Annotated in this window: 12 protein-coding genes; 4 read left to right on the forward strand and 8 right to left on the reverse strand. The window is 66.3% G+C overall.

All coding sequences use genetic code 11. The features are described from left to right. Positions 1-8: 8 nt before the first annotated feature. From KF838_11260 to KF838_11280, 5 genes are all read right to left on the reverse strand, one after another. Complete coding sequence (locus tag KF838_11260) at positions 9-1439, reverse strand: CehA/McbA family metallohydrolase (protein QYK47355.1); 1431 nt, start codon at positions 1437-1439, stop codon at positions 9-11. Between the two features lie 158 nt (positions 1440-1597). Next, positions 1598-3604 (reverse strand): hypothetical protein, encoded by a 2007-nt coding sequence (locus KF838_11265; GenBank protein ID QYK47356.1) that lies wholly within the window; start codon positions 3602-3604, stop codon positions 1598-1600. After that, positions 3601-5766 (reverse strand): PqqD family peptide modification chaperone, encoded by a 2166-nt coding sequence (locus tag KF838_11270; protein ID QYK47357.1) that lies wholly within the window; start codon positions 5764-5766, stop codon positions 3601-3603. Before KF838_11270 ends, KF838_11265 begins: the two co-directional genes overlap by 4 nt. A 4-nt stretch (positions 5767-5770) precedes the next feature. After that, positions 5771-7786, reverse strand: coding sequence for an efflux RND transporter periplasmic adaptor subunit (locus KF838_11275; GenBank protein ID QYK47358.1), 2016 nt, complete (start codon positions 7784-7786; stop codon positions 5771-5773). Then, positions 7783-8784, reverse strand: coding sequence for an efflux RND transporter periplasmic adaptor subunit (locus tag KF838_11280; GenBank protein QYK47359.1), 1002 nt, complete (start codon positions 8782-8784; stop codon positions 7783-7785). Before KF838_11280 ends, KF838_11275 begins: the two co-directional genes overlap by 4 nt. Before the next feature lie 299 nt (positions 8785-9083). On the opposite strand from KF838_11280, the gene KF838_11285 reads away from it, so the two are divergent. From KF838_11285 to KF838_11295, 3 genes are all read left to right on the forward strand, one after another. After that, positions 9084-10277, forward strand: a complete 1194-nt coding sequence (locus KF838_11285) for a DegT/DnrJ/EryC1/StrS family aminotransferase (protein QYK47360.1) — start codon at positions 9084-9086, stop codon at positions 10275-10277. A gap of 152 nt (positions 10278-10429) precedes the next feature. Continuing rightward, on the forward strand, positions 10430-11059 hold the full coding sequence (locus KF838_11290) for a 5-formyltetrahydrofolate cyclo-ligase (protein QYK47361.1): 630 nt from the start codon (positions 10430-10432) through the stop codon (positions 11057-11059). A 145-nt stretch (positions 11060-11204) separates the two neighbouring features. Then, entirely contained in the window at positions 11205-12722 is a 1518-nt protein-coding gene (locus KF838_11295) for a L,D-transpeptidase family protein (protein QYK47362.1), read from the forward strand. A 283-nt stretch (positions 12723-13005) separates the two neighbouring features. Here KF838_11295 and KF838_11300 read toward each other — a convergent pair whose 3' ends face one another. The 3 genes from KF838_11300 to KF838_11310 all read right to left on the reverse strand — a co-directional run bounded on the left by KF838_11300 (position 13006) and on the right by KF838_11310 (position 15217). Further along, a complete protein-coding gene (locus KF838_11300; protein ID QYK47363.1) occupies positions 13006-13692 on the reverse strand; it encodes an N-acetylmuramoyl-L-alanine amidase in 687 nt (228 codons plus the stop codon). A gap of 222 nt (positions 13693-13914) precedes the next feature. Further along, positions 13915-14154 (reverse strand): hypothetical protein, encoded by a 240-nt coding sequence (locus KF838_11305; GenBank protein QYK47364.1) that lies wholly within the window; start codon positions 14152-14154, stop codon positions 13915-13917. A gap of 124 nt (positions 14155-14278) precedes the next feature. Next, a complete protein-coding gene (locus KF838_11310; protein ID QYK47365.1) occupies positions 14279-15217 on the reverse strand; it encodes an RNA methyltransferase in 939 nt (312 codons plus the stop codon). Positions 15218-15297: 80 nt separating this feature from the next. On the opposite strand from KF838_11310, the gene KF838_11315 reads away from it, so the two are divergent. Next, a complete protein-coding gene (locus KF838_11315) occupies positions 15298-16176 on the forward strand; it encodes an undecaprenyl-diphosphate phosphatase (protein ID QYK47366.1) in 879 nt (292 codons plus the stop codon). The last annotated feature ends 18 nt before the right edge of the window (positions 16177-16194 follow it).

Genomic DNA, 16194 nt, shown 5'->3' on the forward strand with positions numbered 1-16194 from the left:
TGCGGACACTATCTGGGGCAGCCGTCGTGGGGCGTGCGGCCCTGCATGGCATCGTCGCCGAAGAGTTTGTTGGCGGGCTTGATGGCGCGGGCTCCGCTGCACGAGGGATCGACGTGGTAGATCTTTGAGTTCTTCGAGGCGACGACGGAGGGTGTCGGCGCGGGTGCTTGATCGTCGGTGACACGCGGGTCCATCCAGACGGGGGCGGTCCAGACGCTGTCGCCCCGTGCGTCTTCGCCGTCGCTCTCGGTGATGCGCTGGTAGATGCGGAAGAAGACGTATTGATCCGGACCCGTCGCGGCGATGCCTTCGACGGTGTGTGTGCCGTTGCCGACACCGAGATCCATGAACTCGATGCTCGACGCGAGCGGGCCTCCGGGCGCATCGTCGCTGAAGACCTCGATGCGGTACTCGGCGTCGGGCTCGTCGTCGTCGTGGATCTCGATGGTGATGGCGAGTTCGCTGCCGGTCGGGGGGACGGGGATGGCGGAGCCGCACAGACGCCCGTTGACGCGGGCGATGACGCGGAGGTTGTGGTCGGTGGTTGCGTAGACGTGGCGTGCGCGGATGGCTTCGATGATTGCGTTGCGTGAGAGTTCGTGAGCGATGACGCCTGTGCGTGCGGTGGTGAGGTCGCCCCAGTTGAAGTAGTGGTTGTCCTGGTTGGCGGTGGGCGCGACGCGGAAGCCGAGGTTGAGGTAGTGGACGTAGTCGAACTCTTTGTCGCGCGGCACCGAGAGCCGGGAGCCGGTTGAGAGGGCGGGTCCGCTGATGATCTCGATGAGCGCGGCGTGGCGGCCCATCTCTCGGATCCAGTTGTCGTCGCCCCCGAAGTCGTCGCGTCCGTACTCGGTGGTGCGGCGGTATTCCGAGCTCGGGTGGTTGAGCTGGATGAAGGCGGGCTTGCCGGTCGAGTCGGGGTTGGATGCGAGCCAGTGGACGAGCTGGTCGTATCGGCCGCTTGTGCTGGGGATGACGTCCTGGACCTCGTAGACGTTGGCGTGGTTGCCGCTGGAGATCGTGCTGAACTCCTGGCCGTAGAGGGCGACGAAGAGACCGGAGGCGGATGCTTCGAGTGCGGCATCGACGAGGGAGCGTTCGCCGTTGGCGGGCGTGCCTCGGTAGAGGGAGTGGTCGGTGGCGATGAGGATGCCGTCGCGTCGATCGCCCGCGTTGCGTTCGGCCTGGGCGTGGTTGTGCTCGGTGATGGCCATGAAGTCGAGGCCGTTGAGCCGCGCGTGATCGAAGGCCATCGCGGGCGTGCCGGAGCCGTCGCTGTAACTGGTGTGGGCATGGAGATTGCCGAAGTAGACCTTGAGGGGCTGTGCGAGCGTGGGGAGCGCGAACGCGCCGGCGAGGAGCAGGCCGAGCAGGGCGTGTGTTGTCGAACTGCCACGCGCTTCTCGCGCGTTCGACACGCATCGCATCTTCAGACTCATGTTGGACCTCCCGAACGAGCAGAGCATTCCGGTCGCACGGAGCAAGACACATCCTGCTTCGAGCGGTGCGCAGTATCGCAGAATGTCTGGACGTTGCGGGGCGTATCCACCGGTTGTCCACCGGGAGACGATCGTTGGGACGGGTCGTCGATGCGGGTTTACATTCCCGGCAGGTGCTTCTCGACCCAGTCGTCCTGGCGGAGCACGCCGGCGCGCATGATGCGTGCGCGGCGTTCGGCCCGGGCCTGGGAGAGTCGGACGAGGCGTTGCGCGACGGGGTTGGATCCGATCTCTTCGCTCGCGCCCGAGACGCGGAGTCCGCGCGAGAGGTTGGGCGCGTGCTGCACGATGAGTTCGTCTTCGAGCGAGCAGAAGATCTGTGCGGAGCCGGGGTCGCCCTGTCGGCCGGATCGTCCGATGAACTGGAGATCGACGCGGCGGGCTCCGTGGACCTCGGTGAGGATGACGTGGAGGCCGCCGGCTTGTCGGGCTCGATCGTCGAGGAGGATGTCGGTGCCGCGGCCGGCCATGTTGGTTGCGACGGTGATCGCGCCCGCGCGTCCTGCCTGCGCGATGAGTGTTGCTTCTTCTTTGTCGAAGTTTGCGTTGAGGACGCGGTGTTCGAGGGCGCGGGCTTCGAGGCGCTTCGAGATGTGCTCGGATGCGGCGATGGATCTGGTGCCGACGAGGACGGGGCGTCCCTCGGCGTGGACCTGCTCGATCGATCGTGCGATCTCGGACCACTTGGCTTCGGAGGTTCTGAAGATGCGCATGGGCCACTCGTGCCGGATCACGGGTCGGTTGGTGGGCACGATGGTGACCGGACGGGCGTAGACCTGTTCGATCTCGGCGGTGGCGTCGGCGGCGGTGCCGGTCATGCCTGCGAGGAAGGGGTAGCTCCTGAAGAATCGCTGGAAGGACATGCGGGCGAGCGTCTCGCGATCGGCGGTGATCTCGAGCCCTTCTTTGGCCTCGACGGCCTGGTGCAGCCCGTGTTCCCAGGAGCGATCGGCGAGGAATCGTCCGGTGAATTCGTCGACGATGACGACGCGTCCGTCGACGATCTGGTACTGCTGGCCGGAGATGTAGCAGTGGCGGGCGACGAGGGCGGTGCGCACGAGTTCCTTGGCGCGGCGCGTGGCCCGCCAGATGGGATCGTCGATCTGCTTGAACATCTCTTCGAGGCGGTGCTCTCCTCGGCGGCGGAGTTCGGCCTTGCGCCGGAGGTGGTCGATCTTGTAGTCCGGTCCTTCGTCGAGTTTCGAGGCGAGGGCGTCGGCCTGTTTGTAGATCGGGGACATCTCGTCTTCGTGGCGTGAGCGCGCGATGATCAGGGGCACCACGCCCTCGTCGATCAGGACGGCGTCGGCCTCGTCCACCAGCGCGGCGCGGAGCCCCGGGATCAGGAGCCCGCCCGCTGAGCCGGCCTCGGCCAGCCCGGTGATTGTGCGTCCTTCCCATGCGGAGGTGACGGGCCCCATGCGGATCTGATCGCGTAACCAGTCTGCGGTGATCTGCTTGGGGGTGCCGTAGACGATGCTGCGCGCGTAGACCTCTGCGCGTTCGGATGGGTTCATCTCCTGGACGATGGCGCCGACGCTGACGCCACAGCGGCGGTAGATGCCTTCACGCGAGTGTGCGTCGCGTTTGGCGAGGTAGTCGTTGACGGTGAAGACGTGGAGGCGTCTGCGCTGCCAGGCGATGATGGGGGCTGCGACGGAGCCGGTGAGGGTCTTTCCCTCGCCGGTTTTCATCTCGACGATGCGTCCGTGGATGAGTCCGAGCGCGCCGGCGACCTGCACGACGTATGCCTCTTCGCCTGTCTGTCTGCGGGCGACCTCTCGGAGGAGTGCGACGGCGCGTCGGAGGGTTGCGTCGTCGCTTGTGCCGCGGACGACGGCTTCGCGGATCTCACGGACGGACTCGTCGAGTGCGGCTTCGGAGTGGTTGCGGAGTTCGGGCGCGAGCCGGTCGATGCGCTCGGCCTCGGCGAGGAGGAACCGGAGCGCGGTGCGGCGGTTGCGCAGGCGGGCCGAGAGGCGTGTCGAGATCTTGTCGAGCCCCTTGGCGACAAGCGGCTTGGTGCGGCGGCTGCGCACGCTCTCCCAGAGCGCCTGGTAGCGCGTGACCGCGTTGGTCGTTCCCGGCGGGGCGGTGCCGCTCACACGTCCACCCTTCCCTGAACGAGTTTCTGCAAACGATCGACCCACTGGGCCATGAGCGGCCTCCAGGGGAGGTGGAATCGGAGGGCGACGCGTTCGCCGGGCGCGCCGATCGCGGGTGCGCTCCCTGCCGGTGGCTCGACGTAGAGGACGAACTGGGGCTTCTTGGCCATTCTTCCCTGTTTGTCGGATTGCTGCGTCTCGACGACGCCACCTCCGGCGAAGCCGAGTGCGGCGTGCGGCAGTCGGACCTGTCCGGCGTCGATGACGCGGACGTTGGCGCCCTCGATCTCGTGCCCGGGTCGTGAGAACGACCTCATACGGACGGCGTATCCCTCTGTGCCGAGTTCGAAGTGCCACGCGGCTTCTTTCTGGGGGAGCAGAGCGGCGACGCGGACGCGGGACTCATCGACGATCTCGCAGATGCCGTCTCCTTCTCGCGCGAACGCGCCGACGAGCTGGGCCGGGTCGCTGCCGACGACGGTGCCGTCGTGCGGGGCACGGACGATGAGGCGCGAGAGGCGATCTTCGATGAAGGCGATCTGTGCGTTGATGGCGGCGACGCGTTCGCGAGCGACGAGCGCGAGGGCGGGATCCTGGACGGTTGCCTCGCGCTCCTGGCTGAGCGCGCCTTCGAGCATTGCTCGGGCGGCTTCGAGGGCCCGTTCGAGCTCGGGGCTGTTGCACGTCACGATCGGATCGCCTGCGCGGACGCGGTCACCGGCGCGGACGTGGGCGACTCGCACGAAGCCGTTTGCGCCGGCGAAGATGCCGGTGCGTGCCTCGCTTTCGACCACGCCGGTTGCGCGCCGGCGATCGGGGGCTGGGATGGCGCCGACGGCGAGCATGGCGGCGAGGAAGAGCCCGAGCGTGGTGGCGACGGCGCGGAAACGATGCTCGGCGAGGGGCGGATGAGCGGCGAGCCAGTGCGAGAGTTTGCCGAGGGGGAGGACGAACCACATGACGCCGGTCCAGATCGCCAGCACGAGCCCGATGGCGAAGAGCTTGCCCATGACGTAGAGCGTGATCGAGATGAAGAGGAAGATGCGATAGGCGAGGGCGAGCACGCCGTAGGTGAGGAGGATGCGTCGCTCGCCGGGGAGTGTGGTCGGGGGTGTGGCGTCCTTAAGCCGGTAGATGTGCTTCTGGCAGAGGTGGGTGAGCATGGAGGTCGAGCGTTGCATGAGGTTCGGCACCTCGAGCAGGTCGCTCAGGATGTAGTAGCCGTCGAAGCGCATGAGGGGGTTGGCGTTGAAGAGGACGGTCGAGATGCCGGCGGTGAGCATCGCGTTGTAGGCGATCTGATGGAGCAGTTCGCCCTGCGGGGTGGCGAGCCAGACGTGGGCGGCGATGGCGGCGATGAAGAGCTCGAAGATCATGCCGCCTGCGCCGACGGCGATGCGCTTCCACTTGCTGGCGAATGCCCAGCATGCGGAGGCGTCGACGTATGGTGCGGGAACGAGGACGAGGAGCATCGCGCCGAACTCGGGGACCTGTCCGCCGAAGCGTTTGCAGATGACGCCGTGGCCGATCTCGTGGATCGCCTTGGTGACGACGAAGACGAGGGCCATCCACCCCCAGTTTGCGGGCGCGACGGCTGATTCGACGCCGCTGCGGAGCTGGGCCCACTCCGGCGCGAGGCGGAATGCGGCGAAGATGACGAAGGCGAGCCAGAAGAGGAAGCCCCATTTGTTGAGGAGCGGCCTGAGCACCGGCTCGATCCTGGTGAGGAGCGGGTCGGGATTGAAGAGGCGCATCTTGAAGTACATGAGGCCGATGGCCTGGGACATGGCCTTTTTCTTGAAGCGTTCGCGGCCGCGTCGGAGGAGCTGATCGGTCTCGGGCGTTGTCTCGACGGCGAGGAGGTTGGCGTTGTAGAGCTGTGAGATGAGTGTGATGACCTCGTTCTGCGTGGGGGCGGCATCGCCGTGCTCACCGAGGGAGAGTTTCCATGCGTCTTCGATGGTGCGTGCGCCGTCGAGGAGGGAGACGAACTGGTAGGCGATGGGGTTGAGCCGGTAGTACTGGTTTGTGGCGGGGTCCTGCACGACGTGCCAGCGTCGGCCTCGGTAGTGCTGGCGGGTGATCTGTGTGTGGGGCCTGAGGCGCGGGCGCATGGCGCGGACGCGGTGCCAGAAGGGGCTGAAGGTGGGGCGGTCGTTCATGTCTTCACCACCACAACCAGAGTCGGAGTGTGTCTCGGATGCGTCGTGTGCCGATCCAGATGAGGGAGTGCTCGCCAGCGTCGAACTTTGCGAACCCTTCCATGCCGGGCCTCATCCACCCGGCGGGGGATTCGAGCCGTGCGCGGACCTCGAAGGCGTTTTTGCCCTCTTCTGCCTGCGAGAGTGGGACGACACGTTCGACGGCGAATGCGTGGCGTTGGGCGGGGTATGCCTTGGTCGCGACGCTGCCGGTGGCGCCGACCTCGACGAGCGAGATGTCGCGATCCCCGACCTTCGCGACGACGAGCATGTCTTCGAGGGGCGCGATCTGGAAGAGGGCGTCGCCGAGCTTGACGGATGAGCCGACGCGCTCGCGGAGGTCGCCGGCGATGATGGTTCCTGCGATCGGAGCCGTGAGGGTCGCCTGCGAGATGCGGGTGTTGAGCAGGTCGAGTTCGGCCTGGGCCTGCTGGGCCTTGGCGCGGGATTGCTGCGCCTCGGAGAGTTTGCCCGAGGCGAGCTCGCTGTCGGCCTGCTTGGAGGCGCGGAGAATCTCACCCTGGGCGTTGATCGCCTGGAGGCGGAGTTCGCTGGTGTCCATGAGCGCGAGGGTCTGGCCGGGTTCGACGCGGGATCCGGGCTCGATGCCGGGCGCGAGCGAGGCGATCAGGCCGTCGAAGGGTGCGCTGACGACGCGCTGCTCGCGGGGGCGCAGCTCCGCCGGGGCTTCGACGCGATACGGCACATCCACCAGCGTCAGGACGAGCATGAGCGCGATCAGTGCTGCGCCCGCGATTTTCCAGACGGTGTGCGTGGTGCCGACGAGCCATGCGCCGGCCTTGAGCGCGTCGTCCCACGCGCGGAGGGGCAGGACCCTGTCGTCGCTGCGCCGGATGCGGAGCACGGGCGAGAGCAGGTCGAGCACGGCCTGGAGCAGTTCGATCGTCTGCACATCGATCGAGCCGCCTTCGGGGCCTCCGGCTGTTTCGACGGTCACGACGCCGATCAGACGCTCTTCGACGCGGAGCGGGAGCGAGATGACGCGGGCCGCGGCGTTCCCGGCGGCGAGTTCGCGGTGTGCGTGCGTGATCGCTGTGGCGAGGACGATGTCTGCACCCGGACCCTTTTCGGGCGCGGGGGGGAACATGACGGGCTGCTCCTGGTCGAAGCACTCGTTCATGGCGCCTTCGAGTTTCTGGACCATGGCCATGCGCCGGTCGAGGTGCTCGGTGTCGCTGATGGCGACGGCGTGAACCGACTCGCCCTCGCCCTTTCGGCCGACACCCTTGGCCCAGCCGATCGAGACACGCTCGGCGTGGAGCTGGCGGACCAGGTCGTTTGCGAGTTGCAGGACCGCGCCCTTGAAGCTTGGCGCGGCGTTGACTGCGGCGATGAGTCGGGCCGCGAGGTCGAGGGCCGCGCTCGAGACCCGGAGGCGTTTGAGCGCTTGTCCGGTGCGGTGTGCGTGCGCGTATCCGGCGACGAGTTCGACGAGTGCGATCGTGGTCTGGAGGGCGGGACGTGAGCGCCCCTCGACGAGCATCGAGACGGCGTAGGCAACGGGTGCGGGTGAGTCGGGCGAGCCGACCGCCAGGGGCACGGAGATGACGTGCCCGCCGGCTCCGCCGTCGTAGAACATCTCGTCTTTCTCGAACCCGAAGACCTGTGCCTGTCCTCCATCGATGGCGAGGCGGGCGGCGGAGGCCATGTCGGCGGGGTTGGTGACCTGGGAAGCGGGGTCGTCGGCGAATGGATCCTGCCTTTGTGTGCCCGAGGCGGCGGATGTCTGCGGGGGCCAGACGAGGATGGGCCTTGGCGGGGCAGCACCCGCGTCCTCTCCTTCGATCGCGCCTTCTGCGGCGCGCGGCATCGTGTAGAGAACTGCCTGTCTCGCACCGGCGACGTGGCCGAGCACGCCGACGACGCGGAGGAGGAATGTGCGGTCGTCGGCGGCGGGCGCTGTGAGTTCAGCGACGACCCGTTGCCATGCCGGAGACTTGAGGTTCGAGAGGTCGATCACCGCCGGCCCCCTTGTGACGCGACCTCGTGGCTCGCGGGTTCTGCGGGATCTACGTCGAGTGAGTTTGTGATCTGTCTGCCGACGATGCGTTCTTTCCAGATACCCTGCGGCTCTGTGAAGCGGACCCAAGCGGTGAGTCCGGCGACGATCCCTTCGGGATTGGCGACTTCGACGCGGACGCGGCGAGTGCCGCTGCGTGGATCGGCGACGGGGCTGACTTCCGTGACTTTGCCGACGTGGACTCGGGGTTCGCCCGGGAGTTCCATGAGCACCCAGGCCTGTTGTCCGACGCGGACGGCTTCTCTGCCGGTGGAGGGGTCGGCGAGGGTGACGGCGATGGGCGGGGCGACGTCGATCTCGAGGGGATCGATCTCAACGACGCGGAGGACTTTGTCGTTGTCGGTGACGCTCTGGCCGGCGTCCATGAAGACGGTGTCCACCTCGCCGTCGAAGGGTGCGAGGATTCTGTAGCGATCGACGCGCGCGATCACGCGATCGACCTGGATCTGCTCTTGCTCCTGGTTGAACTTGGCGGTCTCGTAGTCGATTTTCGCGGCTTCGAGCGAGAGTCGGGCGCGTTCGAGTTCCTGCGGAGAGCCCCCTCCTTCACGCTGGAGGTTGAGCAACTGGTCGTACTCGAACCGCTGGAGTTCGACGGCCTTCTCAGCGCGATCGACGGGCAAGGAGGATCCGGCCCGCAGTTGCTGCGCCTTGAGGAGGGCGAGTTCTTCGGCGTCGTCGCCCCGCACCAGCACCTGCCCCTTCTTGACCCGATCCCCACCCTTGACGAGGACCTCTCGGATGGTCGTCGGGAGACTCAGCCCCATGACGGCGTCCTGCTTGGGTCGGGTGAATGCCTTCTCGCCTCCGAACCCGGCGACGGAGTCGTCGGTCGCGGGCTGTGTGTGGGTGGTGTGCGCCGACGCGCCCGCGCCATCCGGCGAGGCGAGTAGGAGGGCAAGTCCTGCGCACGCTGCACAAGCGATGAGTCGCCTCACGAGCAAGCTCCTTGTCCACGTGCCGCGGGTCTGGCCCGTGGCGTCAGAACGATCGCGATTCATGCTTCATCTCACGTCAGTGTCCGTCGGTCGCCGGGGTGCCGGCGTCCGCTGCGGACTCGCAGCGGGCGGCTCCCGAGAGCCCTCGCCCGTGCGTGTGTGTTTCCGGCTGAACGCGGCAAGGGCCGAGTTCCGAACGCATCCCGATCGGGCATACGCCTGACCGATTGCGTCGCCGTCCGATGGGGCTACGCAGTCCTATCGTACCGGTTCCGGGACGCGCCGGAAAGGAGTCCGACTTGAGCACGACAACCGCCTCGCCAGTCTCATCCGCCGTCGGCAGCACCTCGGATCTTGCCCTTTTGGGCGGTGCCCCAGTCTCAAAGACCCCGATCCCCTTCATGTCGACCGGGTTGAGCCCGGCCGACGTGGACGCTGCGACGGCGGTGTTGAAGTCCGGCATGTTGCGTGCGGCGAAGAAGTGTGAGGAGCTCGAGACGCGGTTCGCGCAGATCTCGGGCGCGAAACACATGATGACCTGTGCGAACGGGACTTGCGCGCTGCAACTGGCGTATGAGCCCCTCTTCCAGCCGGGTGATGAGGTTCTGGTCCCGGCGTGGTCGTACATCGCGACCGTATCGATGATCGTGGCGCGGGGCTGCACCCCGGTGTTCGTTGATGCGATCCCCGAGACCTTTCAGATTGATATGAACGATGCGGCGAAGAAGGTGACCGCGAAGACCAGGGGCATCGCGGCGACCCACCTGTATGGCTGCCCGGTGGATATCGACGCGGTGCAGGCGCTGGCGCAGAAGCACGGCCTGAAGGTTGTGTACGACGCGGCCCAGTCGCACCTTGCGACGTACAAGGGGAAGGGGATCGGCGCGTTCGGGGACGCGGTGACGTACTCGTTCTACGCGACGAAGAACCTGGGCACGGGGGAGGGCGGAAGCATCTCGTGCAACGACGATGGGCTGGCGAAGAGCATCAAGCTGCTGCGCTCGCACGGTGAGACGGACAAGTACCTGCACGAGCACATCGGGTACAACTACCGGATGAACGACATCACGGGCGCGATCGGCTGCTCGCGGCTTGATCGCCTGCCGGACCAGACCAAGACCCGCCAGAAGAACGCGGCGAAGTTCGACGCGATCCTGTCGGAGATCGACGGGCTGATCCCCCCCACTACCACGCCCGGCGCGGAGGCCGTGTACCACTTGTATGTCGTGAAGATGGATCTCTCGAAGTTCCGCTGTACGCGAGACGAGTTCTGCAAGGCGCTGATGGCCGAGGGTGTGCCGACGGCTGTCCACTATCCGCGGTCGCTGCCCAAGCAGCCCGCGCTGGCCAAGTGGAACAAGAACGACTGCCCCGTCGCGGATTCGCTGTCGTCGCGGGTCTTCGCGCTGCCGATGCACCACGATCTGACTGAGGAGCACTTCCGGGTGGTTCGTGAGGCGTTGAACAAGGTCGCTTCGGCGTATCGGGCGTGATGGCAACCGGCGTTTGAGATCCTCAAGCAAGCAACGTTCCCACGCGCGGGCGGCTGCGGATACGGCTGCAATCGTCCCCCGTATGTGGTACATTCTGGTGAGACACCCCGCGGGGCGTGATGCTCCGGGGGTGTTCGCCGGGACGCGTTGTGATGACGGAGTCGGGTGACATCGGGGCCTCGAAACGGGCGATGCGTGCCGCGATGCGGGCACGGATCGCCTCGCTCGTTCCCGAGGTCTCGCGGATCTGGTCGGGGACGACCGCTTCTTTGTTGTACCCGCGTCTTTCCGGGAATCGGCGTGTGATGCTCTATTGGCCCCTGGGGATCGCTGTGCGGGGCGCGCCGGTTGCGGAAGTCGATCTTCGGGCGTTGATCTCTTCGTTGATCGGCATGGGAGCCGAGGTGACGCTGCCTCGGACGGACTGGGATCGAGGGATTGTCGAGCCACGGATCGTGCGCCAGCCGCCTGTTGACCTGGTTGTGGGGCGATTCGGGGTCTCAGAGCCGGCGGCGACGTGCGCCAAGCCGACGAAGCCGCCTGAGGTCGTGATTGCGCCGGGATTGGCCTTTGATCGCGAGGGTGGTCGGCTTGGGCGGGGTGCGGGGTTCTATGACCGTTTCGTCGCGTCGCTCAGGCGCGAGCATCCGGGCCAGTCGCGGATCATCGGGGTGTGCTTTGGGATCCAGGTTGTGGATCGGGTGCCCAGAGAAGCGACCGACGAGCCGATGGACGAGATCTGGACCGAAGGGGGACGGATCTGGGAACGAGCCGCAAAGTAGGCCTCCGGCAGGGGTTCTGGTCGATAATCGTGGTTTGGTGCGTGGAATCCGGCTTCTATGATCCGGACGCATGGATGCATCGCTTTCTCCGTGCCGCGTCGGAGCGCGGTTGGGATCGATGCCGCTCATGGAAGGGACCTTGACGATGACCTTGCCCTCACAGACTGCGCGAGCCGGCGGCAGCGGCCGCGTGTATACCTCTCGGCGTCCGTTCAAGATCCGTCTGACGCCGCAGTTGATCGCGCTGGCTGTGGTCGGTGGCGTGGTTGTGGTCGCGCTTGCCTCTTGGGGGCTGGGCGGTCTTGGGAAGAAGAACGACGGGCCGAAGAACGAGCCGGTCGATACGAGCGTCCGGAGCGAGCCGGTGCCGGAGGATCGTGGGCTGCGGCTGCCGGGCCCGTCTGCGGCGAACGCGGGAACGCCGAAGGGCGGGAGCACGCTCGCTCGCCAACCGGCGACACAGACGCCGACGCAGACGCCGACACAGACGGAATCGTCCAAGCCCGCACCGCGCGAGAGCGGATCGATGGCGATGCTCCCGCCGCCCAAGGAGAAGGAGGCCGATCGGCCGCTGGTGATCGAGCAGGGATCGGGCGGCGCGCGTCCTGTTGAAACCGAGAGCGCGGGCCCGCTCGGGCGGGCACTCAGCGAGCGCGGCACCGGACCGACGCCGACTGATCCGAATGTCATCACGGCGCTGACACCACCCCCCTCTACCCCCCCCACTTCTACCACCACGCCCCCCCACGCAACCACCCCCACGACCAATCCCACTTCTGGCACGGGTCTGACCAATCCGCCTGGGGGGACGAATCCGGCGCAGAGCGAGACGAACCCGGCACCCGGTACGAGCGTGCCCGCCGCGGATCCGATCGCGACACCTGTGAGCGAGCTTGAGCGGAGCGTGCGGAGCGCGGAAGAGAAGATCAAGGCGGGTGATCTGGTTGCGGCGCGTCAGATTCTCTCGCGGGCTCTGGCGAGTGCGAAGACCGAGACGGAGCGTGCCCCGCTGCGTCAGCGGCTCGGGGCAGTGAACGACGATCTGGTGTTCTCCCCGAAGGTCTATCCCGGGGATACGTTTGTTGAGACGTACACCGTCCAGTCCGGCGATGCGCTCGCGAAGATCGCGAGCAAGCGCGACCTGGCGACGGATTGGCGTCTCATCCAGCGCGTCAACCGTCTTTCGAACCCGAACCGGATCAGCGTGGGCCAGAAGCTCAAGCTCGTGCGCGGGCCGTTCCATGCCGTCGTGACCAAGAGCGCGTACCGGCTCGATCTGTACATGGGCTCGCCGGATGAGCCGTCGTCGTGGGTCTTTGTTCGCTCTTACACGGTCGGGCTCGGCGAGGACAACGGCACCCCGACGGGGAACTTTGTCGTCAAGAAGAACAGCAAGCTGGTCAACCCGTACTGGGTGAACCCGCGCACGGGCGAGAAGTTCGCGGCGGATGACCCGAAGAACCCGATCGGCGAGCACTGGATCGGCATCGAGGGGGTCGGCGATTCGGCCCCGTATGTCGGGTACGGCCTGCACGGCACCATCGAGCCGGACAGCATCGGCAGGCAACGCTCGATGGGGTGTGTCCGCATGCACTCGGACGACATCGCGCAGATGTACGAGTTACTGGTCGAGGGCGTGAGCGTGGTCAGGATCGTGCCCTGAGCGAATGGAGGCGTCTGATGTGAGGCCCAGGTTGTTCCGGTCTGGGGGGTTTCTGCGCGCGGGTGCGGAGACCGTCGGGGATTTAGAGCAGTTTCAGTCCATTCGTAACGTCCGGAGCTGGCTGCGACTTTGCGTGGCTTTGTCGGCCTGTATCGGCGTATCACTGGGGATACGCCTGCTTCGGCCTCCGCGCCACGCTTGTCTCGCCGACGCTCCAGCCGCTACGCCTGAACTTCAACCGCTCTAGATCAGATGGTGGGTTTCGGGCTTTGGCGAGGGAGGATCATCGCAGGTGCGCGACCTGCTCGCGGAACGCGGCGGCGGGGAAGAGCCGCCCGGGGTCGCTGGTTCTGGCGACATCGGAGTGGAGGTAGATGCGATCGGCGGGGATCGCGAGTTCGGTGGCGAGGGCGTTGACCAGTTCGACCAGACGCTGGACCTGTGCCTGCGTGAAGGGTGAGCGGTCGCCGTTGCCGACGAGGCAGATGCCGATGGACTCGCGATTGAGCGTCTCGGCGTTGGGGCCACCGACGTGGGCACCGGGCAACTGGTCGAGCCAGCGGAAGCCGACGTGGATCTGGCCATCGGGCGCGCCGCGCCCGTTGCCGATGACGAAGTGGTGGCCGAGCCCCTTGAGGTTCATCGCGAGGTGCTGGGCCTCGATGGTCTGGGCGGAGCCGACGGTGGAGCCGCTGTGGTGGATGACGATGGAGGTCCAACGACCCCGTTCCATGGCGGCCCGTGTGGCGAAGACCGACTCGATCGACGAGGGAGCGGAGGCCTGTGCCAATGCGGGCATCGACCAGCCGTCGACGCGGGGGGCCTTGGCGCCGTCCATCACCCAGAGCAGACCGCTGACGACGGTCATGGAAGCGACGAGTGAGCCCCAGACAACCCGCGTCCGCGTTGAGAGAGCCGGAGCCGAACGGCCCTGACCCTTCCTGTTGCTGGTGCTCTTCCTGCGCGCCATGAACTTACCCCATCAGCCGGACGGCACGGACCTCTTGTCCGCTTCGTCCGATACGTTGCGTTCCGACTCTCAAGAGAGCGGCGAGCAAGCTCCGCTCGCGCCGCGCACAGAAGAATCGGACACGGACACCATCATTCTTTCCAATTCCCGTGAGTTTGCTCGCGCAATCCCGCAAAATCGTTGCAGATTCACCCGATCCCTCACACTTTCACGGGCTCGGGCTCAATCGCGGGGCATCAGACGTCCTGAAAGATTCGGGCGCCTGCGTCCGAACTCATCGAAGACGTACTGGGCGGCGTACTCGTCGCGCACGCGGTCGTATCGATCGAACTGCGAACGCTCGTAGTCAGGCGAGAGCAGGGGCTTGGTTCTGCACCCGTTCCCCACAGCCGCGAGCCCGGCGAGGATCGCCGCGCTGGTGCCGACCCACAAGCGGCGGGCGAGTCGGGATCGGGTCGGCACGAGATGTGGATGAAGTCTCATAACGAAGCGGTTGTCCTGGTGCGACAGCGAGTCCGAGTATAGAGACGCTTCCCGCATCTTGCCTCGATGGGCGGTACAGACCGGGTTGCGGCGAACGCATCCCTCACACGAGGCGCATCCACGAGAGGGCGATCCCCGCTGCCGTCGCGACGTTCAGCGAATCGGCACCGGGCGCCATCGGGATCCTGACGCGTAGCCCGGCCCGCGCGATGGTCTCTCGGCGCAGCCCCGGCCCCTCTGCTCCCAGGACCAGCGCGACCCGCTCCGGCCAGACCACCTCAGCAATCGGGACCGCGGCTTCACTCGTCTCCATCGCCACGATCGTGAAACCGGCTTGTTCGATGCGGTCGAGCGTGGCGCTCCATTCCTCGGCCTGTGCGAACGGCACGCGGAGCGCGTGCCCCATGGAGACGCGGAGGGACTTGCGATAAAGGGGATCGCAGCACCGGGGGGAGAGGAGTGCGGCGGTGCGTTCCACCGGGCAGAGACACCCGATGTTCCGGAAGATGCCGCCGACGTTGTCGTGATTCGAGAGGTCTTCGAGCAGGACGAGCGTCCGGGCGTTGGCGATGAGGTCCTCTTCTGACCATGCGGACGAGGCGGGACGTGCGTCGGCTGCTGCGGGTTGCGTTGTGGCTGCTTGGGAACCGGTCTTTCGGCAGCCGCACGCGAGCACGCCCCTATGGATGTGGAAGCCGACGATCTCGTCCATGACGTGCTGGGAGGCGACGAAGGCAGGGAGGGGCTTGCCGGTTCTTCTCTCGAGATCGTGAAGATCGCGTTCGAACTTGGCGAGGTGCCCCTCGCGGACGAGGAGGGAGCGGACCTCGTAGGCCGAGTGCAGGAGGGTCCGGACAACCAGTTCACCCTCGGCGACGAAGAGCCCTGAATCGCCGGCATCTGCCTCGACTTGAGCGGAATCCGGGGCGGACTTGTCGATATCGCGGAGGTGGGCGGCCCGGAGATACGCGTCCCGCTGGTTGGCGTAGGGGAGCAATCTCGGGTCGTCGGCGAGGGAAGTGATGGGAATGACCGTGGGCATCGTCGTATCTAGACGATAACACCCTTCGCGCTATTGTCCGCATGCCTGGCATTGTGTGACGGTGACTTTGTGACGTTCTCATGACTCCACTGCAAGCCATCATCCTCGGACTCGTCGAAGGAATCACCGAGTATCTCCCGGTGAGTTCCACGGGACACCTGATCCTCGCGGCGGCGTTCCTGAAGCTCGACGACCCATCCGTCAAGTCGTCTGTTGATGCGTTCAACATCGTGATCCAGGGAGGGGCGATCCTTGCCGTGCTCGGGCTCTACTTCCCGCGGGTTCTCTCGATGCTGCGGGGCCTGATCGGGAAGGACAGGGATGGCCTGCGGCTGGCGATCAATATCCTGATCGCGTTTCTGCCGGCCGCGGTGCTGGGTGTGCTGCTGGACAACTGGATCAGCTCCAAGCTCTTCTCTCCGGGGCCGGTGATCGCAGCTCTCATCGTTGGGGGCGTGTACATGATCGCTCTCGACATCTGGCGGAAGAAGAAGTACCCGGCAGTCGCTGCCGATGCACCGCAGCCGGGGCTCGACATCAATGACCTCACGCCAACGAAGGCGCTCATCATCGGTGTTGTGCAGTGCATCGCGATGTGGCCGGGGACGAGCCGCTCGATGATGACGATCACGGCGGGCGTGATGGCCGGGCTTCGGCCGGCGAAAGCGGCGGAGTTCAGTTTCTTGCTGGGGTTGCCGACGCTGGGCGGGGCGTGCTGCTACAAGCTGTTGAAAAACCTGAAGCACGCCTCCGAGACGGGTGAGGCGAACCTGTTCGAGCAGCTCGGGTACACGCCGGTGGTGCTGGGGATCGTGGTTGCCGCGGTTTCTGCGGCGTTCGCGGTGAAGTGGCTTGTGGGGTTTCTGAACAAGCACGGGCTGACGCCGTTCGGCGTCTATCGGATCATTCTGGGCGTGGTTCTCGGGGCCCTGGTGCTGGCGGATATCGTGAAGTTCTAGTCCGAGGCGGCACTGCTC

It is taken from the genome of Phycisphaeraceae bacterium (assembly GCA_019454185.1).
In the GTDB taxonomy this organism is placed as follows: Bacteria; Planctomycetota; Phycisphaerae; order Phycisphaerales; family UBA1924; genus JAHBWV01.

What these genes read in the sequence shown, in the direction of transcription:
- KF838_11260 (QYK47355.1), bottom strand. Translation starts at nt 1,439, where the DNA reads ATGAGTCTGAAGATGCGATGCGTGTCGAACGCGCGAGAAGCGCGTGGC.
- KF838_11290 (QYK47361.1), top strand. Translation starts at nt 10,430, where the DNA reads ATGACGGAGTCGGGTGACATCGGGGCCTCGAAACGGGCGATGCGTGCC.
- KF838_11310 (QYK47365.1), bottom strand. Translation starts at nt 15,217, where the DNA reads ATGCCCACGGTCATTCCCATCACTTCCCTCGCCGACGACCCGAGATTG.
- KF838_11315 (QYK47366.1), top strand. Translation starts at nt 15,298, where the DNA reads ATGACTCCACTGCAAGCCATCATCCTCGGACTCGTCGAAGGAATCACC.
- KF838_11270 (QYK47357.1), bottom strand. Translation starts at nt 5,766, where the DNA reads ATGAACGACCGCCCCACCTTCAGCCCCTTCTGGCACCGCGTCCGCGCC.
- KF838_11295 (QYK47362.1), top strand. Translation starts at nt 11,205, where the DNA reads ATGACCTTGCCCTCACAGACTGCGCGAGCCGGCGGCAGCGGCCGCGTG.
- KF838_11300 (QYK47363.1), bottom strand. Translation starts at nt 13,692, where the DNA reads ATGGCGCGCAGGAAGAGCACCAGCAACAGGAAGGGTCAGGGCCGTTCG.